This is a genomic window from Pseudomonas sp. LBUM1658 (assembly GCF_059716055.1).
Map to the genome: position 1 here is coordinate 3,401,205 of NZ_CP166798.1, position 23,996 is coordinate 3,425,200.

Consider the following 23,996-nt stretch of genomic DNA (forward strand, 5'->3'; position numbering starts at 1 on the left):
CTTTCGCATCATACAACCTATAGTCACCGCCATTGTGACTTCACCCCTCATATCGCACTGCGAAGTTACCGTCATCTGACTACACGAGAGCCCTCGAATGACTTCGATGCCTTCCACCTACGAACTTGCGCCGGAGCTCAAACAGCACCCCGGCTACGCGCGCGTTTTCCAACCCGGCCATTTGACCTTCGGCTTTATCGCGCCGCTGGAAAGCTATCCCAACAGCCCAGGCCCGACTCTGCAGGATCACGCGCAGCTGGCTCAGCGGGTTGATGAAGCGGGTTTTTCCGCGATCTGGCTTCGAGATGTGCCGTTTTACGATCCGAACTTCGGTGACGTGGGTCAGATCCTTGATCCGCTTGTGTATGCCGGCTTCCTCGCTGCCGTGACCAAGCAGATTGCCATCGGCACCGCCGGCATCGTCCTCCCCTTGCGCGATCCGTTGATCGTTGCCAAGCAGGCGGCGAGCATCGATCAGTTGCTTGGGGGACGATTTATTCTGGGCCTGGCCACCGGCGATCGTCCGGTGGAATACCCCGCCTTCGGGCTCGACTTCGGCAACCGTGCCGAGCGTTTTCGTGACGCGCTGGCAATCATTCGCGCTGCCACAGAAACACACTGGACCGTGCACCCGTCGCGGTTTTATGGCCAGTTGAATGGTGAGATCGACCTCATCCCCAAACCGGTGGGCTCACGCATGCCGACGATTATCGTTGGCCAGGCCGGCCAGTCGCTGGAGTGGATTGGAGAAAATACGGACGGCATTCTTTCCTACATCTCCAACCCGGTCCTGATTCCACACATCATCGAGCGCTGGCGCGCTGCCTGTGGCACCAACGTTTACAAGCCCTATGGCTACGGCACTCTGTTTGACCTGGACCGCGATCCAAACCATCCCGTCCAAGCGGGCCGCGTGCTGCGTGCCGGGCGAAATGCGCTGATTGAGCATTGGAAGCGCCAACAGGATCAGGGCGTCGGTCACGTTGCCCTGCACTTCAAGCCGCAGCGACGCCACGCCTCGGAAGTCATCGACGAGCTGGGCGAATACCTCTTGCCGCACTTTCCAAGTGCGTCGTTACCCATCGAACCAGTGCCAGCGCAGGCCCACTCATGAATCGTCCTTTGCATCATATGGATTTCATTTTTCAGACGGCCTTGGGGACCTATCCCCTGGTAGCGCAGTGCGAGATGCTCGCTGAACTCGGCTACCAGGGGCTGACGATATCCGCCTGGAGCAAAGACCTGAAGTCGATCGCCCGGGTTAAACCCACGTGGGGACTGGACGTGGGCGCGGTCTACCTGATTTATCGCAAGGGCCTGGAATCCTTTGTGACCAACATATTCGAGACCATCGAGGGCTGCACCACCATCGAACTGGCCCTGCATTCCGGCGACGAAGTTACGAACTTTGACCGCCGAATGCTCGAGCGCCTGCTGCCGATCTGCGAGCGCCGAGGCCTGGAGATCAGCCTGTACCCGCATGCACGCTACGGCATGCAGACGACTACCGAGGCGGTGGCGCTATGCAGAGAGTTCAACCATCCGCGCCTTAACATCGTGTTCAACGGTTATCACTGGTACGCAACTGAGGAGCAAGCTCTGGAACAGCGACTTGACGCGATGTGGCCCTGGTTGAAACAAGTGAACATTGCTGGCACCCGGCGCTCGCCCCTCGGATGGGGCGGCCTGGCAACCATCGAACCGCTCGATGAAGGTGAAATGGACAACTTCGTGCTATTGGGCGCCCTCGAACGGCGCGGCTTTAACGGGCGTTTTGGCGTGCTCGGCTGGGAAAGCATGGGCGGCGACGTCTACGGCAACCTACGCCGCTCGGTCACAGCGTTCCGTTCCATGGAGCAACGGTTGGCCGCCCACCCTGAATGGGCTGTCCTGACCGACTCACCTCACTGAGCCAGGAGATAAACCATGGCTCATCGCATCCATGCACTCGATTCCTTTTTCTACTCGTCGATGGGCGTATACGCCTTTCAAACACAGTGCGAAATGTTGGCTGAACTCGGTTACGACGGCATGACTGTAGCCGCCTGGGGTGGCACACCACTGACTGACCTCAGCCTGTTGCCCAGCGTCTGGCAAACCCATGGTCTGCGCATCGAGGGGCTTTACCTGGTGCTGCATGAGGGGCGCAACGACGCCCTGATACGGCGCATCGTCGAAACCGTCGAGGGGGTAGAGCTTATCGAGCTGGCGATTCAGACCTCAGTCAATGGCACCCAAGCAATTCTGCGGTTTATCGAGTCGCTGCTGCCCATTGCCGAACGGCGCGGATTACGGATTGCGCTGTATCCACATCTTCACCATGTCACCCAGACCACCACGCAGGTTGTGCAGATTTGCGAGCTCTTTGCTCACCCTCGCTTGGGGGCCTCGTTCAACGGCTATCACTGGTATGCCAGCCAAGAAGCCGAACTGGAACAGCGTCTCGCTGCGATGAAACCCTGGCTCATGCAAGTGGTGACTTCCGGCAGCGCACTTTCGCAACTGGGCTGGGGCGGCGTGGCGACCATGGAGCCGGTCGACCGCGGAGAGCTCGACAACTTCGCTTTGATCGCCGCGCTTAACCGCGTCGGTTACACCGGCAGTATTGGCGTACTTGGCTGGGATTACGGTGGTGATATCTACCTCAAGCTCCAGCGATGCCTGGCAACGCTTCGCGATATTGATCGACGCCTGGAACGTAATCCGCACTGGTCGGACTTCCCATTGAAGTAACGGGCTGCAGCCTCACGAACCTAATTTGAAAAACGGAGCCTGTAATGACAGCCCTCTCTGTACTTGACCTCATGATGATCGGCGCAGAAAAAACCTTCGCCCACACCCTCGATGACGCAGTCTCGCTGGCGCGGCACGTGGAAGCCCACGGCTACAAACGCTATTGGATCGCCGAGCATCACGACCTGCCGGGGATTGCCTCTTCGGCTACCACATTGTTGATCCAGCATCTGGCTGCTGCAACCAGCACCCTGCGAGTGGGTTCTGGCGGCATCATGCTACCCAACCACTCACCTTTGATGGTGGCGGAGCAGTTCGGGACATTGGACACCTTGTTTCCAGGCCGCATCGATTTAGGCATTGGCAGAGCACCTGGATCCGCTGGACCGGCTATCCGCGCCTTGCGCGGCGATGCCTCCGAGCGTGACTTCACGCAAGACATCCGACAATTGACCGACTATCTAGCGGACGATGGAAATCAGCCGGTTCGCGCGATCCCTGGAAAACATGACGTTCCACTATGGCTATTGGGTTCGAGCATGAACAGTGCTGATCTCGCCGCGAAACTGGGCCTGCCCTACGCATTCGCTTCGCATTTTGCACCTCGATTTTTGATGGAAGCCATCACCCACTACCGCGCCACGTTCCGGCCATCAGCAGTGCTGGAGAGCCCCTATGTCATCGCGGGCGCGAATGTCTTCGCTGCCCCGACTCGAGCTGAAGCCGACTACCTTGCGAGTTCTCACCATCAGTGGGTCAGCAACTTGTACGCGGGCAAAGCAGGCGCCTTGCCGCGTCCGGAAGAGGGCTTTATGGAGAGGCTCTCCAACTACGATCGGCAAAATCTGGATCAAGCCATGTCGTGCACTGCAATTGGCAACACGGACGATGTGGGACGTTGGCTACGTCAATTCATCGCTACCACTGAAGCGGACGAGGTGATAATCGATGCGAGGATTTACGACCCTGACGCACGTTGCCGCTCGTATCAACTCGCCGCCGAATCCATTGCCGACTTGCTTGACTGATACCCACTGGAACGGTGTTGCAGCGGTCCCTCTTTCGCTGGCCTCTACAGGAGGTCCGCGAACACTATGACCCGAGATAATCCATATGCTGGATACAGATCAGGAATCGACACTCACTTCGCACCACTTCGACGCGACCATGCGCGCGATCGCACACCCAGTGAGACGAAAAATCCTCGAGTGGCTCAAGGCGCCGACTCAGCATTTTGCGCAGTTGCCATACGGTTTTGAGTTCGGGGTCAGCATTGGCCAGATCACGCAACGTTGCGGTCTGTCCCAATCGACAGTCTCCCAACACCTGGCCGTGCTCAAAGAGGTGGTATTGGTCGATGTACACAAAACCGGCCCTTTTCATTTCCTAAAGCGTAACGAGGCGGCTATTCAGCACCTCACTGGCTGCCTGAGTGATTTGCTGGAAAACCGACGCTTACCGGCTATCCACGAGGCGGAATAGAAAGACAGGGCAAACAGCGCCCTTTCACCATCGGTAAGTACTGAAGTACGCCTCTGGGGCGCAAGCCTCAGGCGTCATCCTAAGTTTCCTAGCGATCTGGAGATATACTTTGAGCGACGTAAAACTTCATCCTTCACTGGATAACGGCATGAAACCTACCGCACCAGGCTTTACGGGCGGCACGCTACAATGTCTGTGCCCGGCCGATAAGGTCGAAGTCAAAATTGACGCTCAGACGCTGCACAACCATGCATGTGGCTGCAGCAAATGCTGGAAGCCAGTGGGTGCGAAACTTGCGGTTATCGCGGTCGTTCCACGCGAAAAAGTCACCGTCACCGCGCATTTAGAAAAACTCGTCATCGTTGACGAACACGCCGCTATTCAGCGTCACGCTTGCAAAGAGTGCCATGTCCATCTGTTTGGGCGTATCGAGAACAAGGATCACGGTTTTTACGGACTGGACTTTGTTCACACCGAGCTATCTCCACAATCCGGCTGGGCTGCTCCAGGGTTCGCAGCATTCGTCTCGTCTATTATCGAGACTGGGACGCGACCTGAAGACATGAAGGATATCCGCGGGCGTCTGCGCTCATTGGGCCTTGAACCCTATGACTGCCTGTCCCCTGACTTGATGGATGTACTGGCCACGCAAGTCGCCAAGTTGAAGGGCATTGCTCTGTCCAAGTGACACTGGAAACCGTCAACCACCGTCAACGCTTCAGACCATGACGCGACGTCGTCAATCAGCTTGAGTGATTGACGACGTCGGCCAGTGGCTTGTTTTTTATCTGACAGCGCACAGCTACTAATTAAGAATTAGTTAAAAACCATTCCGCCATCAATAATTACAGCCTGACCTGTCATATAGTCAGAATCAGGCCCGGACAAGAATGAAACACAGGCAGCAACATCCTCCGGCTGAGAAAGTCTCTTTAACGCAATATGCTGAGCAAACTGCTCCATCCCCCATTCAACGCTTTGATTAGCATTGTCCGCCACATCTTGGGCGACCTTGCGCATCATGGGTGTATTCACAATGCCAGGGCAATATGCATTCACCGTAATGCCGAGGTGGGCCAATTCCCTGGCCGCCGTTTGGGTGATGCCACGCACTGCAAATTTAGTCCCACCATAAACAGCCAAGTCTGGATTGCCTACATGACCTGCCTGCGACGAAGCACTGATGATTTTGCCACCGTGCCCCAGCGTTTTGAACGCATGTACAGCGGCCTGTATACCCCATAAAACACCACCCACGTTGATATCGAACGTTCTCCTGTAAATCTCAGGCGTAATCGATTCAATTGGGGCAATAGGCGCAATACCCGCATTATTGATAACAACATGGAGATCGCCCAGACTATCCACCGCTTCCTGCACGGCTTTGAAGACATTGTCGCGATCGGCCACATCAACTTTTATCGCCAAGGCTCTCCCGCCCTCTGTATTGATTCTTTCAGCAACGCGGCTTGCGGTATCAATATTCATATCAGCACAGGCCACCGCAAAACCATCTGAGGCCAATCGCATCGCAATGGCCTCACCGATGCCTTGACCTGCACCTGTAACAAAAGCAACTTTTCCCTGGGATTTACTCATTTTATTTTTCCTTCTCAATCGTTATGGGGAAATTAGACAACGGTTTAGAAACTCGCCTGGAGTTTCACGCCTGCGACCAAGGCGTTATCCACTTCGTAAACGCCGCCGGGGTGACGGACGTACTGCACGTTCGGGCGCACGGTCAGCCAGTCGGTGACATGAACGCCATAGTTGAGCTCTATGTCGTATTCGCTGTGCTGAACGGGGACGTATTGCGGGTTGTCGTAGTCGTCAATGCCCGTGCTTTGGTTGATCTGATGCTGGCGTTTGGTCACGGCATCGTTGACCAGTAGCCGAGCGACACCCAGGCCGATGTCATCTTTTGGCCGGGCATCGAACGGGCCTTTGTAGACCGCGCCGATGTTCTGAAAACTCTCGATACCGCTGGTGGCCTTGTCGTGGACGGTCACGCTGGCAAAGACGCTCAAGCCACGTGACGCATCGCCGCGATGGGAGGTGAGTTGCTGCTGGCCCATGATCCACGCGCCATGTTTGCTGCTGCGGGACTTGGGCGCCTGGCCGGTCAACCCTTGCGGCTCGCCGTTAACATCGTCATACACATCATTGGCGCTGGCGCTGCTGTGGTAGTAGCCCAAACGGTATTCACCCGGCAGCGCTTCGCTCCCCAGCATCGGTTTCCAGATAACCTCTACTGGCACCAGTGCGCCTTTGGTACCGCTGCCGCTGAGCTTGAAGCCGTTGCCGGTCTCCAGGTTCGAAGGGTTTTGCTCGTACACCCCGACTTGCACCGCCCACTGTCCATCGATGTTGTAACGAACCCGCCCTCCCCACTGGCTAACGGGACCGCTGTACCAGACATCACCGGCGACGTTGCCGATGGGTGCACTGCAGAACGACAGGCTCTGGAAGTCACAAGGGAAACTGTTGAAGTCTTCGTTGACCCCCAGGCGTCCCAGCTTGAGGTCGAGTGCGTCGTCGAAAAACCTTTGTCGATACCACATCTGTGTCAGGCGCCAGGTTTGCCCCCGCCCCCACACTTCCTGAACCGAACTGAGTTGACCTGTACGTGGGTCAGCAACGCGATCGTTAGAGAGGTTGTTGCCGTTACGCTCGGTCACCAGTAACTGGAATTCGGCGTCATTCCAGCCCAGGAGTTTTTGCAGATCCAGGTGTGTACCCAGGGCCCACTGCGCCGTGTAGCGTGCCGTGCGGTCATGGTTGTAGCCGCCGTGGACATTGGTGGCCGCCTCGCCGACGTACCCGACGATGACGTCCACGCCCTGTTCCAGAAGCTCGCTGCGTATCCCTCCCCAATCTCCCGATCCCCACTGCGATGAAGGGTCAGCGGCGGATACGGGTAAAGCAATGCACGAAAGGAGCCCGAGCCCCAACGGCAGTTTCCAAGAGATGTACATGTCGATTTATCCTTGTTTTTATGTTTTACGACACAGCGTTAACTGGACCGCAGGGCAATGCCGCTGCGGTCACGAATAAAGCGATCAATTTAAAAACGGACAGTGGCGGATCTGGCGCTGGTTAGATGCCTGCCAGGCACAGGTACTTGATTTCGAGATAGTCCTCTAGACCGTATTTGGAACCCTCGCGGCCGACACCGGACGCCTTGATACCGCCAAAGGGCGCGGCCTCGGAGCTGATGATGCCGGTGTTAACCCCGACAATGCCGTACTCCAGGGCTTCACCGACGCGGAACACCCTGCCCAGGTTCGCGGTGTAGAAATACGCCGCCAGGCCGAACTCCGTGTCGTTGGCTTTGGCGATGACCTCGGCGTCATCAAAAAAGCGGAAGACCGGCGCCAGCGGGCCGAAGGTTTCTTCCTTGGATACCCGAGCATGATCGGGCACATCGATCAGGATGGTAGGTTCGAAGAAGTTGCCGCCAAGGGCATGCACCGCGCCACCCTTGATGACCTTCGCGCCTTTGGCCAACGCGTCTTCGATATGCTCGCGCACCTTGGCAACGGCCTTGCCATCGATCAGCGGACCCAGAGTGATCCCGTCGGCAAAGCCGTCACCAATCTTCAGCGCACCCACCGCAGTGGCGAGTTTGTCGACGAAGGTGTCGTACACCTTGTCATGGACATACAAGCGGTTAGCGCAGACGCATGTTTGCCCGGCGTTCCGGAACTTAGAGGCCAGCGCCCCCTGCACCGCGGCATCGAGATCGGCATCTTCAAAGACGATGAAAGGCGCATTACCCCCCAACTCCAGAGAGACTTTCTTAATGTCGTGGGCACACTTTTCCATGATCTGGCGACCGATTTCGGTGGAACCGGTAAAGGAAATCTTGCGTACGACCGGGTTGCTTGTGAGCTCTTCGGCAATCTCCGCTGCCGCGCCGGTAACCACCGACAGTACACCTTTTGGGATGCCCGCCTGCTCGGCCAGGTAGACCAACGCCAATGCCGAAAATGGAGTTTGAGAGGCCGGCTTAATGACCATGGTGCAACCGGCCGCCAACGCGGGTCCGGCTTTTCGGGTGATCATCGCGCTGGGGAAGTTCCATGGGGTGATGGCTGCGCACACACCCACGGGTTGCTTGATGACCAGTAGGCGCTTGTCGACGGCACCCGGTATCAGATCGCCGTAAACACGCTTGGCCTCCTCCGCGTACCACTCGATGTAGGAAGCGCCGAAAGTGATTTCTCCCAGCGCCTCGGGCAATGGCTTGCCCTGCTCCAAGGTCATGATGTGGGCCAGATCGTGCTGATTCTCGATGATCAGGTTGTACCAGCGGCGCAACGTGTTGGCGCGCTCCTTCGCCGAAAGCTCACGCCAGGCGGGCAGCGCGCGCTCGGCAGCTTCGATGGCACGACGGGTCTCGGCCCTACCCATGCGTGGGACCTGGCCGATGGTGACATGGGTCGACGGGTTGACCACGGTGATGGTGGCGTCGTTGTCGGCAGCCAGCCATTCACCGTCGATATAGGCTTGTTGGCGCAAGAGCTGAGGGTTGTTCAATATCACTGCAAGTTCTCCGTTATGCGGCGCAATTACGCCCGTTCAACACTCGCCTGGGCACTGGCGCAGCAGACGAGTGCAACCGTGTTTGCCAGTCGCGTTCTGTCGATCAGTGCAGTGCTTTTTGCACGTGCTTGTCCGCCACACTCACGGCCTTGAACTTGAAGCCCCGGTAGTCATCGTTTTTCACCGCTGTCAGATGTTCGCTGAATGCCCCCAAGCCACCCATATAGAAGTAAACCTTGTTGCTCTTGCCGGGGATGTTGGCACCGAAGATCCACGAATCGGTCTTGGCGAACAGCGTCTGATCGGCGATGTCCTGGCAGGTCACGCCCCATTCATGCTCGCTTTGCGGATCGGGTTCCACGCATGCCAACTCGTTTTCTTCCATGAAGGTAATCAGCTCGGACACCCACTCAACTTCGGTTTCGATGGTGGGCGGCAGGTTGGTGAAAGGACCGTTGGGACCGAGGATCATGAACATATTGGGGAAGTTGGCGGTGGCGACCGACATATAGCTCGAAGGTCCGTCGGCCCAGTGATCGTTTATCGAGACATTGTCGCGCCCGCGAATATCAATACGCTTGTAGTTGCCATCCACGGCATCGAAGCCGGTGGCAAAGACCAGTACATCCAGCTCGTGTTCCACCCCGTCCGCGGTGCGAATGCCCTTGGCGGTGATTTCCTCGATAGGGTTGGCCTTAACATCGACCAGCGATACGTTGTCCCGGTTGAATGTGGCGTAGTAGCCGCTGTCACACAGCGGCCGTTTTGCGTAAAGGTCGCGGGGCATCAACTTGCGGGCGGTTTCTGCGTCTTTGACGATTTCGGCGATTTTTCCCCGCACAAAGTCCTGGGCGGCGAGGTTCGCTTCTTCGCTGGTTGCGATGTCATTGAAGGTCTGGAACATGTAGCGAAAACCGCCACCACCGTCCCAGGCGCGCTGGAAGATGGCTTTTCGCTCGGCAGCGTCGACACTCATGGTTGGAATGTCGCTTTCCTGGAAACCGAACGCCAACCGCGAGCTGCGCACTTCTTTCCAGATGGCGTCGTAGTTGCGCTTGATGTCATCTACATAGTCGCGGCTGAGCGGGCCGTTACCCACTGGCACTGTGTATTGCGCGGAGCGTTGGAACACGGTCAGGTGGCCGACCGTTGGCGCGATGGCCGTGATGACCTGGCAACCGGTCGAGCCGGTTCCGATGACGCCCACCCGTTTGCCCTCCAGCACGGCATCGGCAGGCCAGTTGGCCGTGTGGTACATATGACCCTTGAATTGGTCGAGGCCTTTTATCTTCGGCACGTTAGTCGCCGAGAGCAGACCGAGTGCCGTGACCAGATACTTGGCACTGTATTGGTGACCGTCGTCAGCGGTGACGAGCCAGCGGCTGCTTTGCTCGTCGAACCCAGCAGAGGTGATCCCGGTTTCCAACTGGATATCACGACGCAGGTCATGTCGATCAACCGCGTGGTTGAGGTACGACAGGATCTGCGGTTGGGTCAGGTAGCGCGTGGTGATATCCCACTCCTGGCACAGCTCTCGGTCCCAGGAGAAGCAATAGACAAAAGATTCACTATCGGATAACGCGCCCGGGTATCGATTCCAAAACCAGGTGCCGCCGATACCGCCCGCCTTGTCAAAGGCGCGAACGTTCAAACCGAGTTCATCTCGCAACTTCTTGAGCATGTAAATGCCGCCAAAGCCCGCGCCAATCACAACGGCGTCGTAGTTAATGATGTCGGTGCCAACGGAACGTTTGGCCAGAACTGTAGTTGTCATTATGTTCTCCTGTTTCGGTCTTTGCGCCCGCAGACTTCACTAACGGCAGCGCGTTTTTTGAAGGCTGCAGGCAAGCCGCATCCGTCTCCCTTGACTAAGCGTCAAGGGAAGGTGGTCATCAAAATTGGGGTTGAGCGGGTTAGTACTTTCCCGCTCGCTCAACTAGAGCGAGAAGCCGCCATCGACGGCGATCGCCTGTCCGGTGACATGGGGTGCACAGGCCAGGTAAACCGCCAGTTGGCCCATGTCTTCTACCGTTTGCGCCTCGCCTTGAGGCAGGAGGCTGGACTGGTGCCGCTCCCAGGACTGCACTTCCGTTTCACCTGGTTGGGCCCAGCGTGCGGACAGCCCTTCATCACCACGCCACATGCCAGTGCCGACCACACCGGGGCATAGGGCGTTGACCGTAATGCCTTCACGGGCAACTTCCTTGGCAAAGGCGTTGGTAAAGCCGATCACGGCAAATTTGGAAGCGCTGTAATGGGACAAGTCCGGGAAACCGACTTTGCCGGCAATCGAGGCCAGGTTGATGATTCGGCCGAATTTATGCTCGCGCATTAGCTTGAGTTCAGCCTGGCAGCACAGGAATACACCGCGAGCGTTGATGTTCATGATCCGGTCCCATTCGCTGACCGGTAATTCATCGACCCTGCCGAGACTGACCACACCGGCGTTGTTGACTGCCACATCGAGACGGCCAAATGCCTGTCTGACCTGTTCAATCATGCTGGCGACGCTTTCGGCCTTGCTGACATCAACTTGCAGGGCAACAGCTCGACGACCCAGGGCGCGAACGCTGGCGGCGGCCTCTTCGGCGATGCCAATGTCGTAATCCGCGAGCACCAGGTCAGCGCCAGCCTGGGCCAGACTTAGCGCGATGCCCTGACCGATACCACGTCCAGCACCTGTCACTAGGGCAACTTTGCCTGTAAGGGAGAAATCGACAGCTTTGGATTCGCTCATGTGATGCCTCTGTTCATTATTGTTGTTGAGATACGGCCGTCTCATGCGGCCCGCTGAGACTGTCAGAGCAAGTCGAATGCCAACAACGGAATAACAGGCTGAAAGGCACGTAACAGAGCGGTTAAATACGTAAGCAAGAGGACAAAACAGCGGGAGGGTTCAAGACATAATGACTCTCTCTTCTCATGCCAGGCTGCGAATACTGAGATGTTATGTCTCACCTGAACTGACTGACCGATTCAGCTTGTAGGGACTGCCCAACCCGCCTTTAATGAGTCTCACAGAAAAATAAGATCCAACCTTCGGAGGTACCATGTCCTCTGGCTTTTCAAAGATTCACGTTGAACATGTGAATCGAGTGTTACGCACTGCCGAAAACGCCCCGACCTTGCCGGTGCCTAGTGTCATCCTCGATTCCTGGCGCCGCTCGGTACAGCATCACAAACTCGACCCCGGTTCATTGCAGGGCCCCAGGGTCCTTGAGGCTCACCAACTCCATGAACACCGCGAGCGCGTCGACGACTTTCTGCGCCTTGCCGGCGATGAAGTATCGCGACTACACAGCCGCGTACGTGACGCCGATTATTGTGTGATGCTCACCGATACGCTGGGTTGTACGGTTGACTACCGAATCGAGTCGACGATACGCGGGGAATACCGCCGCGCGGGTATGGATGTCGGAACCTGTTGGTCGGAAAGCGAAGAAGGTACGACCGGCGTCTGCGCTGTGCTGATCGACAAACTGCCAGTCACGGTGCATAAGCACGATCATTTTCGCGCGGCGTTCATCGGCATCACCTGCTCCGCGGCACCCGTTTTTTCGCCGAACGGCGAGATCCTCGCGGTACTGGATGTGTCCTCGATCCGCTCACCGGATGACCGGCGAAGCCAGCATTTGATTCGGCAGATGGTCATTCAGAGTGCCACTGACATCGAGAATGCGTACTTCATGTACAGCACCCAGGATCTGTGGGTGATGCGCGCGCACCCCCTGCCCGGTTATGTCGACAGTCAGCCACAGTACCTGTTCGCCTGGAATCGAGATGGCATGATTGAGGCACTCAACCCGGCCGCACGCCGACTCCTGATGCAGCGCTGTGGAAGAATCCCCACCCATATTGAAGATGCCTTCGCATCCGAACGATTGCCCACTTCCGGCGATGACAGCATCCACTACCTGCCATCGATAGGCCTGCATGTGCGCCTCAAGGTGCCAAGAAGACCCAACAGCGTGCCTATGCCCGGTATTGCGGTTTCAGCTCTCGATCCCAAGGTTGCTCAAGCGCTGGAGTTGGGAGTGCGCGTCAAGGACCGCGGGTTGCCGGTGCTGATCCATGGTGAGACCGGCGCAGGCAAAGAGCACTTCGCTCTGCAACTGCATGCCGCCAGTAAACGACGGGGCAAGCCCTTCGTAGCGGTCAACTGTGCGGCGATACCCGAGAATCTTATTGAGAGTGAGCTGTTTGGCTATGCAGCCGGCGCGTTCACCGGCGCCTCCAGCAAAGGCATGCGTGGTCTGCTGCAGCAAGCTGACGGCGGTACGCTGTTCCTGGATGAAATCGGGGACATGCCGCTCATGTTGCAAACCCGTTTGCTCAGGGTTTTGAGCGAGGGAGAAGTGGCTCCATTGGGCGGTGCGCGACCGCAGTCCATCGACATTCAGGTCATTTGCGCCAGCCACCGTGATATCTCCACCCTGGTAGATAACGGCAGCTTTCGTGAGGACCTGTTCTTCCGGTTGAGCGGCGCGCGCTTCGATATCCCCCCGCTGCGTGAGCGCAAGGACAAGCTGGCGTTGATTAGTAAACTTCTGGATGAAGAGTGTCAGCGCTCGGGAGACCCCCTCGAACTGAGCGAGGGCGCACTGGAAATGCTCTTGAATTACAGTTGGCCAGGCAATATGCGGCAGTTGCACCACGTGCTGCGATACGCGTGCGCCGTCTGTAAAAGTCAGGTGATTGGCGTTAAGGACTTACCGACCACTCTCAGCGTGAGTGCGCCAGTGAAGGGGTTGGAAACGGTATCCGGTAGCCCGGAACGCCAGGCATTGATCGATACGCTGGTGCGCAATCGCTGGAAACCTGTGCTGGCGGCACAGGAGCTTGGCATTTCCCGGGCGACGCTGTATCGCAAAGTGAATCTGCACGGGATCAAAATGCCAGGCAAAGGCTCCTATAACTGAACAACACCAGGCGCTATGAACATAGCGCCTGGCCCCGTCGCTTCACGTTTCAGATCAATTGTTGCAGTTCCGGCACCGCCTCGAACAAGTCCGCCACCAGGCCGTAATCGGCCACCTGGAAGATCGGTGCTTCTTCGTCCTTGTTGATCGCAACGATCACTTTGGAGTCTTTCATGCCGGCCAGGTGCTGGATCGCGCCGGAGATACCGACGGCGATGTACAGCTGTGGCGCAACGATCTTGCCGGTCTGACCGACCTGCATGTCGTTGGGTACAAAACCTGCGTCAACCGCGGCGCGGGAAGCACCGACAGCAGCGCCCAGCTTGTCAGCCAAGGCATACAGGTGTTTGAAGTTGTCACCGTTCTGCATGCCGCGACCGCCGGAAACGACGATTTTGGCAGCGGTCAGTTCAGGACGATCGGACTTGGCCAGTTCTTCGCCAACGAAGCTGGATTTTCCAGCGTCATAAATAGTCGCCACCGCTTCAATAAGAGCAGAACCACCCACAGCGGCTACCGGGCCAAAACCGGTAGCACGCACGGTGATCACTTTGACCGCAGCGTTCGATTGCACGGTAGCGATGGCGTTACCGGCGTAGATCGGACGCTTGAAGGTGTCAGCGCTTTCGACCGAGATGATCTCGGAGATCTGGTCAACGTCCAGCTGAGCGGCAACGCGCGGCAGGATGTTTTTGCCGTTGGAAGTCGCAGCCGCCAGGATGTGGCTGTAACCAGCGCCCAGCTCGGCAACCAGCGGTGCTACGTTTTCCGGCAGTTGGTGAGCGTAGGCGGCGTTGTCGGCCACCAGTACTTTGGAAACGCCAGCGATTTTCGCCGCGGCTTCACCTACAGCACCAACATTGGTGCCAGCCACCAGAACATGGATGTCACCGCCGATTTTGGCGGCGGCAGCCACGGTGTTCAGCGTGGCCGGGGCCAGGACTTTATTGTCCTGCTTGTCATTTGAATAGTCAGCAATCACCAGAATTGTCATTCAGATCACCTTCGCTTCGTTTTTCAGTTTCTCTACCAGTTCAGCCACCGACTTGACCTTGATACCCGCGCTGCGTGCAGCTGGCGCTTCGACTTTCACGGTCTTGTTGGTGGAGGCGGTGGAAACGCCCAAAGCGTCCGGAGTAAGCACTTCGAGAGGCTTCTTCTTGGCTTTCATGATATTTGGCAGGGACGCATAACGCGGCTCGTTCAAACGCAGGTCGGTGGTGACGATGGCCGGCAGTTTCAGGGAAACCGTCTGCGCGCCGCCGTCGATTTCGCGGGTCACGGCAACGCTGTCGCCGGACACTTCGACTTTCGAAGCGAACGTGCCCTGACCGTAGCCGCTCAATGCAGCGAGCATCTGGCCAGTCTGGTTGTTGTCACTGTCGATGGCTTGTTTGCCGAGTATCACCATATGAGGCTGCTCCTTGTCGACAACCGCTTTCAACAGTTTGGCAACGGCCAGGGACGTCAGATCTTCAGCGGATTCGACGAGGATGGCGCGGTCTGCACCCAGAGCGAGCGCAGTGCGCAGTTGCTCTTGAGCAGTGGTCGGGCCGATGGAGACGACGACGATTTCAGTCGCAACGCGCCCTTCTTTTATAGAGAGTTCTTTCAGGCGTACGGCTTCTTCTACGGCAATTTCGCAGAACGGGTTCATCGACATCTTGACGTTGGCGAGGTCGACGCCGGAATTGTCCGCCTTGACGCGAACTTTTACGTTGTAGTCGACCACCCGCTTGATGGCTACGAGGACTTTCATGACAGGCTCCAATGGTGAAAATTGCCCCGACAGCTCAGGTGGCATGCGAGGTCATACATATCAGCGTTCGCCTAGCTGCTCGATGACACCGCGTGCCTTCAGTTCGGCAAGGCGCTCATCGTCCAGCCCCAACTGACGCTTGAGGACTTCATCGGTATGCTCACCCAACATCGGAGCCGGGCGCAGGTACTCCACCGGCGTACCTGACAACTTGATAGGACTGCCCACCGTAACGAAATCTGCCTTCAGCGGATGAGGGATGTTCACCAGCATATTGCGCGCTTTCACTTGCGGCTCATCCAGCGCCTGGGCAATGCTGTTGATCGCTCCTATCGGCACGCCCTGCGGATGAATACGTCGCACCCATTCATCGGCAGTAGCGCTGACGAAATGTTGCGTAAGAATCTCGATGATCGCCTCCCGATTGGTCACTCTGTCCGCATTGCGCGCGAAGCGTGGGTCTTTAGGAAGGTCCGTTAGACCGATAGCCTCGCACAGCGCAACAAACTGGGAATCGTTACCGCAGGCGATAACGAAGTCCTGATCACTGGCGCGAAATACCTGATACGGCACGATATTGGCGTGGGCGTTACCGTAGCGACCTGGAGATTTACCGGAAGCCAGGTAGTTCTGGCTCTGGTTGCACAGCGTAGCGACCTGAACGTCAAGCAGCGCCATATCGATGTGTTGACCCACGCCGCTTTTCTCGCGGCTGAGCAATGCAGCCTGAATGGCGACCGTCGAGTAGAGCCCGGTCATCAGGTCGGAGAACGCCACGCCAACTTTCTGCGGCCCGCCACCGGGCAGGTCGTCACGCTCCCCCGTGATGCTCATCAGCCCGCCGATCCCCTGGATGATGAAGTCATAACCCGGCTCCGCAGCCCGCGGCCCGGTCTGCCCGAAACCGGTCACCGAGCAATACACCAGCCGCGGATTGAGCTGGGACAACGAGGCATAATCCAGCCCGTATTTGGCCAACGACCCGGCCTTGTAGTTTTCAATCAGCACATCGCAATCGGTGGCCAGGGCACGCACCAGTTCCTGACCTTCGGCGCTCGCCAGGTTCAGCGCCACCGATAACTTGCCCCGGTTGGTCGATTGGTAATAGGAGGCTTCGTGTGTAGCCTCGTCGTTCTGGCCCTTCATCCACGGCGGCCCCCAACCACGGGTATCGTCACCCACACCTGGTCGTTCAACCTTGATGACTTCGGCTCCCAGGTCGGCCAGGGTCTGGCCACACCAAGGACCGGCCAGCACACGGCTCAAGTCGAGCACGCGGTATCCAGTCAAAGCACCCATTTCATACCACCTTTTTTTGCGCGCATTCAGACGCGCTCGATAACCATCGCCAGCCCTTGGCCGACACCGATACATAGACTTACCACTGCGTAGCGTTTGCCACTTAGCTGCAACGCCCGTGCTGTGCTGAGCGCCAATCGCGCACCCGAAGCGCCCAGCGGATGCCCTACCGCAATGGCACCGCCATTGGGGTTCACGCGAGGATCGTCAAATGCAAGGCCAAGCCCTTTGAGACAGCCCAGAACCTGGCTGGCGAATGCCTCGTTGATTTCGATGATGTCCATATCCGCTAGGCTCAGTCCGGCTCGCGCCAACGCCTTATGGATCGCCTCGACGGGCCCCACGCCCATGATGCGAGGCGCCACACCAACGGCCGCTGCAGACAGGATTCGCACCATGGGTACCAGCCCATGGCGTTCGCCAGCGGCAGAAGAGCCAATCAGCAGTGCGGCGGCACCATCATTAACACCGGAAGCGTTGCCCGCAGTCACCACGCCGCCTTCGAGCAAAGGCTGCAAGCGAGCCAGGGCCGCGAGATCCGATTGCGGGCGCGGATGTTCGTCCTGTTCGACTACGTTGGGCGGTGTCTTTCGGCCGGTGGGTACGCTCACCGCAAGTAGTTCGTCAGCGAAGAATCCGGACTTGCGCGCTGCTTCGTAACGCGCCTGCGAGCCTGCTGCAAAAATGTCGGCCTGTGTTCGGTCAATACCGTACTCGTGGGCCACGTTGTCTCCCGTCTGAGGCATGCTGTCATTGCCAAATTCGGAGACGATCTTCGGGTTTGGAAAGCGCGCACCAATAGTGCTGTCGAACACCGTCAAATCACGACTGTAGGCGGTTTCAGCCTTGGCCATGACAAAGGGTGCGCGGGACATGCTTTCCACTCCGCCAGCGATGAACAGTTCGCCTTCCTTGCAGGTCACCGCGCGGGCTGCGTCGATCACGGCGGCCAGACCACTGGCACACAATCGATTGACCGTCTGCCCCGGCACCGTCACCGGCAAACCGGCGAGCAACGCGGCGTGACGGGCAATGTTGCGACTGTCTTCTCCTGCCTGGTTGGTATTGCCGAGAATCACGTCCTCAATGGCGTCACCAGGGATGGCATATCGCGCAAGCAGTTCTCGAATCACATGAGCAGCAAGATCATCAGGTCGCACGGGTGCGAGTGCACCACCGTGACGGCCGAAAGGAGTCCGCAACCCTGCGAAGATGTAGGCGTCGAGCATGGAAGTATCCTTGGCGTTAAAAGGTCAAGTCAGTGTCGGTTCGATGTGGCACAACGACAGGCCGATGGTCGCTCGTCGGCGCAGCCAGGGACCCGGCCGGTAACGCGGATCCCCCGTCAATTCGGTCATTCGTTCCAGGATGGTCAGCAGGCGTTTGGCGCCGACACTGTCGCCCCAGGCCAACGGCCCCTGCGGATAACCAAGCCCCCGGCGCACTCCCTCATCCAGGTCTTCGACGCTGGCGATACGCTGTTGAACGATATCGCCAGCCAGGTTGACGATCATTGCCAGCACGCGTTGGGCAACGAAGCCGACGCTGTCGTTGATCACGCTGACACCGACGCCGTCTCGAGCCAGCAAAGCGTGCGCGGCATTGCGCATGTCGACTCGGGTTGCCGGGTTCAGCATCAGCGTGCGGTAGCGAGCGCAGTCGAGCAGCGGGTCGATGCATACCGTGCGCGCCGGGTCAGTGGCGAAGCGTTCCGCAGCGCTGGTGGCATCCAGGCCATAGGGCGCCAGCAAGCAGAGTGCTTCGCTGGACGGTGTGTCACCCGGCTCTACCTGCGCGCCCAGTTGCTCCAGCAAAGCCGTCAGGCTGACACGATCGGTCTCGTTCTCGGTGCCCAGCCACACCGGCGGTAAAGTCTCCACTACCGGCACAGTCTGCGCCTGGGGCGCATCAACCATTTGGCCATTGGCGTATCGGTAAAAGCCACGCCCGACCTTGCGACCGACGTACCCGGCCTCAAGCATCTGCCGAGTCAGCGCTGCCGGGCGATATCGAGGCTCTTGGTAAAACTGGTTGTAGATCGACTCGATCACTGGGTGCGAGACATCCAGGGCTGTAAGGTCGAACAGCTCCAGCGGCCCCATGCGAAAACCCAGGCCTTCGCGCAGGATTCGGTCGATTTCGGCGGGCTCAGTCACGCCCTCCTTGAGAATTTGCAAGGCTTCGGTGCTGTAGGCTCGCCCCACATGGTTGATGATGAAACCTGGCGTGTCCTTGGCTCGAATGCCACGATGGCCCATGCGCGCCGCCAACGCTTGCAAGCGATCACCCACCTGCGGATCACTGGCAAGGCCGTCGATGACTTCCACGACTTTCATCAATGGCACCGGGTTGAAGAAATGGAACCCCGCGACACGTTCAGGGCGTCGACATTCCCGCGCGATGCTGGTCACGGACAGCGATGAGGTATTGGTTGCCAGGATGCAATCGTCACCGACGACCGCTTCAAGTTGCGCGAGCAAAGCCTGCTTGGCATCAAGGCGTTCGATAATAGCTTCGACGACGAGGTCGACGTCCTTGAGCTCGGTCAGAGCGGTTGCTACCCGCAGGCGATCGAGTGTGGCCTGTGCGTCTGCGCCGAGGACCTTGCCTTTGCTCACCAGCTTGTCCAGTGTCTGTTCAAGGTTATCGCGAGCGGCCTGAGCGGCACCTTCGCGGTTATCGAAGAGCAGGACCTGAATACCGGCCTGGGCTGCAATCTGGGCAATGCCGGTGCCCATGATGCCAGCCCCCACAACCGCCATATGGTTGATCTCGCGTGTCATGAATCACTCTCCCGAGAAGATGGCTTTGCGTTTTTCAAGGAAGGCGGTGGCGCCCTCTTTCTGGTCCCTGGAATCAAACAGCAACTGAAACGCCTTGCGCTCCAACGCCAGGGCACTGTCCAGGGGCAAGTCGGCACCGAGTAGCATCACTTCCTTGATCTGCGCGACAGCCAGTGGCGGCAAGGCGGCTATTTCAGCAGCCAGTTCAAGTGCTCGCGGCACTGTACGTTCGTCACTCACCACCTCGCTGACCATGCCCATGGCAAGCGCTTCGGGGGCCGCTACCAGACAGCCCGTCAGCGCGATACGCATTGCCTGGAATTTGCCGACGGCACGAATCAGGCGTTGGGTGCCGCCGGCGCCCGGCATCAGGCCAAGCTTGACCTCCGGCTGACCGAAGCGTGCCGATTGTCCTGCGACGATAATGTCGCAGTGCATCGCCAATTCGCAGCCGCCCCCCAAGGCAAAACCATTCACCGCGGCGATCACAGGTTTAGGGCAACGAGCGATGGCCTCCCACAAGTACTCCGTGTGGCGGCGATACATCTCGATCGGGCTGGCCTCGGCGAACTCGCGGATGTCGGCACCGGCGACAAAGCACTGTTCACCACCGGTGAGGACGATCGCACGCACCTGCTCATTGCCGGCCAGAGAGCGAAAGATTCCCGCCAACTGTTCGCGTACCGCGCTGTTGAGTGCGTTTTTGACCTCAGGCCGCTGGATCCGTACGACAGCGACGGCATCATCGCGGATTTGCAGAGCCACTACAGCGTTAAGCTGGGAGTCCATACCTACCTCTTATTTTTGTTTCGCTATACGAAACTGAATACCGTTATTACGATACATCATAGATACCCTTCTAAATTTCTGTAAACAGGAAAGCCAATAAATCTGTTTTAGTCCTTTAATTACAGTGACTTACACAACTAAAATAAATAGATTGGTTTTTGATTAAGCACCTAATACAATTTCGTCAAGCGAAACTGTATTTTATTTTCTTGCATTTCTCGAAAGCGAGGTTCTACCATGGGTCGCAACAAGGCAGATCACCAGGCCGTGGACAAGTCGAAAGGAGCGGATGAAATCGGCTTACTGAAGATGGGCATGCTGGATCCCGCCAGCGCGCTGAGCGAAGACGAAAGCAGTGGCCAGTTCGTAACTGCGTTGGCACGCGGTCTTGAGCTGATGAGGTGTTTCACCCCGCGCGACAACGTGCTCGGCAATCAGGACCTGGCGCGAATGACCGGGCTGCCCAAACCGACGGTGACGCGTCTGACCAATACGCTGATGCGGCTGGGCTGCCTCAAACGTGAAGTGCATTCAGGCAAGTATCAACTGGACGTAGGTGTGTTGGGTTTCGGTTACGCCATGTTGTCGAATCTGGCGATTCGCACGGTGGCTCATCCCTTGATGGAAGAGTTGGCCACTCACACTCAGGCGGCCGTCGCCATGGCCGCCCGCGATCGACTTCAGATGGTGTACCTGGATGTGGTTCAGGGTCAGGGCAACATGACCATGCGCCGGCAAATCGGCAGCTACTTGCCACTGGCACAGAGTTCGGTGGGTCGGGCGTGCCTTGCTGCGATGCCGGAAACAGAGCGGGAATTTTTGCTCGACCACATTCGCCAGCGCGAATCAGAGCAATGGCCAGCCATCCGCAAGGGTCTGGACAAAGCGTTCAGGGATTACGCCGACTACGGCTTCTGCCTATCGATCGGTGAGTGGCACCGCGACGTCAACTCCGTTGCAGTGCCATTGCTACACCCGCAGTACGGGTTACTGACCTTCAACTGCGGTGGACCGAGCTTTCAGCTACCCCGTGAACAGCTCGTGGACGATATCGGGCCTCGCCTGATCAATATGGTCAACAACATTGGCGCCGCTGCTCGCTGACGCAACGGAGTAACGGCGCTCTAAAAAACGGCTCGCTCGCGAGCCTCAGGAGCGCACATGATCCGTGATACCGAAACCCTGCAGATACTGTTGGATTCCCTTCGTCAGTTCGTCAGCGAAGTGCTGATTCCCCGTGAAAATGAGGTGGCTGACACAGACGCAATCCCCCAGGACATCGTCGAGCAGATGCGGGAAATGGGCTTGTTTGGCCTGACGCTTCCGGAAGAGTTTGGCGGTTTGGGCGTCACGATGGAGGAAGAGGTGCATATCGCCTTCGAACTGGGTCGCACTTCACCGGCGTTTCGCTCCTACATCGGTACCAACAACGGGATCGGCTCCATCGGCATCCTCCTGGACGGCACTGAAGAACAGAAGCATCACTACCTGCCCAAGCTGGCCAGCGGCGAGCTACTCAGTTCTTTCTGCTTGACTGAGCCCGACGCTGGCTCAGACGCCGCCTCGCTCAAAACCAACGCCGTGCGCGATGGCGATAGCTACATTCTCAATGGCACCAAGCGATTCATCACCAATGCCCCGCATGCCGGAATCTATACGGTCATGGCGCGAACCAATCCCGAGATCAAAGGCGCCGCCGGCATCAGCGCGTTTATTGTCGAGCGTGGAACACCCGGCGTATCACTGGGTAAGCCCGACCACAAAATGGGCCACAAAGGTGCACACACCTGCGACGTCATATTCGAGAATGCACGGGTCCCCGCCAGCCAACTGATCGGCGGTGTCGAAGGCGTAGGCTTCAAGACCGCGATGAAAGTTCTCGACAAGGGTCGCCTGCATATTGCGGCGTTGAGTGTTGGCGCCGCTGAGCGGATGCTCGACGATGCCTTGCGTTACGCGTTGGAGCGCAAACAGTTCGGCAAACCGATCGCCGAGTTTCAACTGATCCAAGCCATGCTCGCCGACAGCAAGGCTGAAATCTATGCGAGTCGCTGCATGGTGCTGGACGCCGCACGCAAGCGTGACAACGGACGCAACGTCAGCACTGAAGCCTCCTGCGCCAAGATGTTCTCCACTGAAATGTGCGGACGGGTCGCCGACCGCTGCGTACAGATTCATGGTGGCGCCGGCTATGTGAGCGAATACGCCATCGAGCGCTTCTATCGGGACGTTCGCCTGTTCCGCATTTACGAAGGCACTACGCAGATTCAGCAGATAGTCATTGCCCGAAACATGATCCGCGACGCTCAAAACTGAGACCTCGGACTTTCAATTTCCGGTTCAAGTGCCCTTCCCTAATAAATACAAAAGGTAACACCATGGACGCTGCAGCTCAGGCGAGTGTGACTACGCACGCCAAAACCAGTACCTGGGTGCTGGTCTTCATCTTCTGTTTTCTTGGATTGTTGATCGACGGTGCCGATCTGATGCTGCTTTCCTACAGCCTCAGCAGCCTGAAGGCCGAATTCGGCCTGAGCAACGTAGAGGCCGGCAGCCTGGGTAGCTTTACCCTGGCTGGAATGGCCATCGGTGGCATCTACGGTGGCTGGGCCTGCGATCGCTTCGGCCGGGTGAAGACCGTCGTCTGGAGTATCGTACTGTTTTCCGTCGGCACCGCTGTCTTAGGCCTGACGCATAGCTATTGGCAGTTCGCGATCACCCGTTTCGTCGCCTCGCTAGGGATCGGCGCACTGTATGTGGCTTGCAACACGCTGATGTCCGAATACGTGCCCACCCGTTACCGCACTACTGTACTCGGCACCCTGCAGGCAGGCTGGTCAGTGGGGTATATCGTTGCGACGCTGCTGGCGGGTTGGATACTGCCGAGCCATGGCTGGCGCTGGCTGTTCTACATCGCGATTATCCCGGTGATCCTGGCCGTGGTGATGCAACGTTTCGTACCGGAGCCACAAGCCTGGATCAACGCTCAGGCCGAGCGCGCCAAGAAAAAAATCACGGGCGCCCAAAAACCATTCTCCGAAAAGCGCGAAAGCATGTACAAGCTGATCTTCAGTGATCCGCAAGCTAGTCGGATGTTTATCTTCTGGGCCCTGACTGCAGGCTTTCTACAGTTCGGTTACTACGGTGTGAACAACTGGATGCCGACGTACCTGGAAAGCGAACTGGGCATGAATCTCAAATCCATGACCGGCTACATGGTCGGCACCTACACCGCCATGATCCTCGGCAAAATTCTTGCTGGCCTGGCGGCTGATCGTATCGGGCGTCGCACTGTGTTCGCCTTTGGCGCTCTAGGGACCGCGGTGTTCCTGCCGGTCATCGTGCTCTTCCAAAGCCAGGAAAACATACTCTGGATGCTGGTGGTGTTTGGCTTTTTGTACGGTATTCCCTACGGTGTGAACGCCACGTACATGACCGAAAGCTTCGAAGCCAAATTTCGTGGGTCTGCCGTAGGCGGGGCCTACAATATCGGGCGTCTGGGCGCAGCGATTGCTCCGGCTGCTATCGGGTTCCTCGCCTCTCATGGCTCGATCGGTGTGGGTTTCCTGGTCATGGGCGCGGCCTACTTCATCTGTGGCGTGATTCCCGCGCTATTTATCAGGGACAAACAGTTCGACCCGCAAAAACAATAGTGCTTTGTAATCCCTGGAGGCCTGGCGTTGGCTA

The 23,996-nt window shown here is 57.8% G+C and carries 21 protein-coding genes; 10 read left to right on the forward strand and 11 right to left on the reverse strand.

What is annotated here, in order from left to right:
- Nucleotides 1-97: 97 nt before the first annotated feature.
- The 6 genes from ACA064_RS15630 (at nucleotide 98) to gfa (ending at nucleotide 4,903) form a co-directional block, all read left to right on the forward strand.
- Nucleotides 98-1,114, forward strand: a complete 1,017-nt coding sequence (locus ACA064_RS15630) for an LLM class oxidoreductase (protein WP_497668914.1) — start codon at nucleotides 98-100, stop codon at nucleotides 1,112-1,114.
- Nucleotides 1,111-1,911, forward strand: a complete 801-nt coding sequence (locus tag ACA064_RS15635; RefSeq protein ID WP_497668915.1) for a sugar phosphate isomerase/epimerase family protein — start codon at nucleotides 1,111-1,113, stop codon at nucleotides 1,909-1,911. Before ACA064_RS15630 ends, ACA064_RS15635 begins: the two co-directional genes overlap by 4 nt.
- 15 nt (nucleotides 1,912-1,926) lie before the next feature.
- Nucleotides 1,927-2,733: a sugar phosphate isomerase/epimerase family protein gene (locus ACA064_RS15640; RefSeq protein ID WP_497668916.1), complete on the forward strand. Its 807-nt coding sequence runs from the start codon at nucleotides 1,927-1,929 to the stop codon at nucleotides 2,731-2,733.
- A gap of 44 nt (nucleotides 2,734-2,777) precedes the next feature.
- Nucleotides 2,778-3,761, forward strand: a complete 984-nt coding sequence (locus tag ACA064_RS15645) for an LLM class flavin-dependent oxidoreductase (protein ID WP_497668917.1) — start codon at nucleotides 2,778-2,780, stop codon at nucleotides 3,759-3,761.
- An 85-nt stretch (nucleotides 3,762-3,846) separates the two neighbouring features.
- Nucleotides 3,847-4,215 (forward strand): ArsR/SmtB family transcription factor, encoded by a 369-nt coding sequence (locus ACA064_RS15650; protein ID WP_497668918.1) that lies wholly within the window; start codon nucleotides 3,847-3,849, stop codon nucleotides 4,213-4,215.
- Between the two features lie 109 nt (nucleotides 4,216-4,324).
- A complete protein-coding gene (gfa, locus tag ACA064_RS15655; protein WP_497668919.1) occupies nucleotides 4,325-4,903 on the forward strand; it encodes an S-(hydroxymethyl)glutathione synthase in 579 nt (192 codons plus the stop codon).
- 128 nt (nucleotides 4,904-5,031) lie between these two features.
- Here gfa and ACA064_RS15660 read toward each other — a convergent pair whose 3' ends face one another.
- The 5 genes from ACA064_RS15660 to ACA064_RS15680 all read right to left on the reverse strand — a co-directional run bounded on the left by ACA064_RS15660 (nucleotide 5,032) and on the right by ACA064_RS15680 (nucleotide 11,497).
- On the reverse strand, nucleotides 5,032-5,814 hold the full coding sequence (locus tag ACA064_RS15660; protein ID WP_497668920.1) for a (S)-acetoin forming diacetyl reductase: 783 nt from the start codon (nucleotides 5,812-5,814) through the stop codon (nucleotides 5,032-5,034).
- Between the two features lie 44 nt (nucleotides 5,815-5,858).
- Nucleotides 5,859-7,190: a carbohydrate porin gene (locus ACA064_RS15665; RefSeq protein ID WP_497668921.1), complete on the reverse strand. Its 1,332-nt coding sequence runs from the start codon at nucleotides 7,188-7,190 to the stop codon at nucleotides 5,859-5,861.
- Nucleotides 7,191-7,311: 121 nt separating this feature from the next.
- Nucleotides 7,312-8,760: an NADP-dependent succinate-semialdehyde dehydrogenase gene (gene gabD / locus ACA064_RS15670; protein WP_497668922.1), complete on the reverse strand. Its 1,449-nt coding sequence runs from the start codon at nucleotides 8,758-8,760 to the stop codon at nucleotides 7,312-7,314.
- Between the two features lie 103 nt (nucleotides 8,761-8,863).
- Nucleotides 8,864-10,534, reverse strand: coding sequence for a flavin-containing monooxygenase (locus ACA064_RS15675; protein WP_497668923.1), 1,671 nt, complete (start codon nucleotides 10,532-10,534; stop codon nucleotides 8,864-8,866).
- A gap of 162 nt (nucleotides 10,535-10,696) precedes the next feature.
- Nucleotides 10,697-11,497 (reverse strand): SDR family NAD(P)-dependent oxidoreductase, encoded by an 801-nt coding sequence (locus tag ACA064_RS15680; protein ID WP_497668924.1) that lies wholly within the window; start codon nucleotides 11,495-11,497, stop codon nucleotides 10,697-10,699.
- A gap of 313 nt (nucleotides 11,498-11,810) precedes the next feature.
- On the opposite strand from ACA064_RS15680, the gene ACA064_RS15685 reads away from it, so the two are divergent.
- Complete coding sequence (locus ACA064_RS15685; protein WP_497668925.1) at nucleotides 11,811-13,679, forward strand: sigma-54-dependent Fis family transcriptional regulator; 1,869 nt, start codon at nucleotides 11,811-11,813, stop codon at nucleotides 13,677-13,679.
- A 49-nt stretch (nucleotides 13,680-13,728) separates the two neighbouring features.
- Here ACA064_RS15685 and ACA064_RS15690 read toward each other — a convergent pair whose 3' ends face one another.
- From ACA064_RS15690 to ACA064_RS15715, 6 genes are read right to left on the reverse strand one after another with little or no spacing between them, the layout of a single operon-like run.
- Entirely contained in the window at nucleotides 13,729-14,673 is a 945-nt protein-coding gene (locus tag ACA064_RS15690) for an electron transfer flavoprotein subunit alpha/FixB family protein (protein ID WP_497668926.1), read from the reverse strand.
- Nucleotides 14,674-15,438 (reverse strand): electron transfer flavoprotein subunit beta/FixA family protein, encoded by a 765-nt coding sequence (locus ACA064_RS15695; RefSeq protein WP_497668927.1) that lies wholly within the window; start codon nucleotides 15,436-15,438, stop codon nucleotides 14,674-14,676.
- A gap of 60 nt (nucleotides 15,439-15,498) precedes the next feature.
- Nucleotides 15,499-16,737 (reverse strand): CaiB/BaiF CoA transferase family protein, encoded by a 1,239-nt coding sequence (locus ACA064_RS15700; protein ID WP_497668928.1) that lies wholly within the window; start codon nucleotides 16,735-16,737, stop codon nucleotides 15,499-15,501.
- A gap of 26 nt (nucleotides 16,738-16,763) precedes the next feature.
- Nucleotides 16,764-17,966 (reverse strand): 3-oxoadipyl-CoA thiolase, encoded by a 1,203-nt coding sequence (locus ACA064_RS15705; protein WP_497668929.1) that lies wholly within the window; start codon nucleotides 17,964-17,966, stop codon nucleotides 16,764-16,766.
- A 24-nt stretch (nucleotides 17,967-17,990) separates the two neighbouring features.
- Nucleotides 17,991-19,520: a 3-hydroxyacyl-CoA dehydrogenase gene (locus ACA064_RS15710; protein ID WP_497668930.1), complete on the reverse strand. Its 1,530-nt coding sequence runs from the start codon at nucleotides 19,518-19,520 to the stop codon at nucleotides 17,991-17,993.
- 3 nt (nucleotides 19,521-19,523) lie between these two features.
- The gene (locus ACA064_RS15715; protein ID WP_497668931.1) at nucleotides 19,524-20,309 is read right to left on the reverse strand and encodes an enoyl-CoA hydratase; all 786 of its coding nucleotides are present in this window, start codon (nucleotides 20,307-20,309) and stop codon (nucleotides 19,524-19,526) included.
- A 237-nt stretch (nucleotides 20,310-20,546) separates the two neighbouring features.
- Between ACA064_RS15715 and ACA064_RS15720 the strand changes: the two genes are divergently transcribed.
- The 3 genes from ACA064_RS15720 to ACA064_RS15730 all read left to right on the forward strand — a co-directional run bounded on the left by ACA064_RS15720 (nucleotide 20,547) and on the right by ACA064_RS15730 (nucleotide 23,962).
- Entirely contained in the window at nucleotides 20,547-21,413 is an 867-nt protein-coding gene (locus tag ACA064_RS15720) for an IclR family transcriptional regulator (protein ID WP_497668932.1), read from the forward strand.
- A 57-nt stretch (nucleotides 21,414-21,470) separates the two neighbouring features.
- Complete coding sequence (locus ACA064_RS15725; protein ID WP_497668933.1) at nucleotides 21,471-22,625, forward strand: acyl-CoA dehydrogenase family protein; 1,155 nt, start codon at nucleotides 21,471-21,473, stop codon at nucleotides 22,623-22,625.
- A gap of 62 nt (nucleotides 22,626-22,687) precedes the next feature.
- Nucleotides 22,688-23,962: an MFS transporter gene (locus tag ACA064_RS15730; RefSeq protein ID WP_497668934.1), complete on the forward strand. Its 1,275-nt coding sequence runs from the start codon at nucleotides 22,688-22,690 to the stop codon at nucleotides 23,960-23,962.
- The last annotated feature ends 34 nt before the right edge of the window (nucleotides 23,963-23,996 follow it).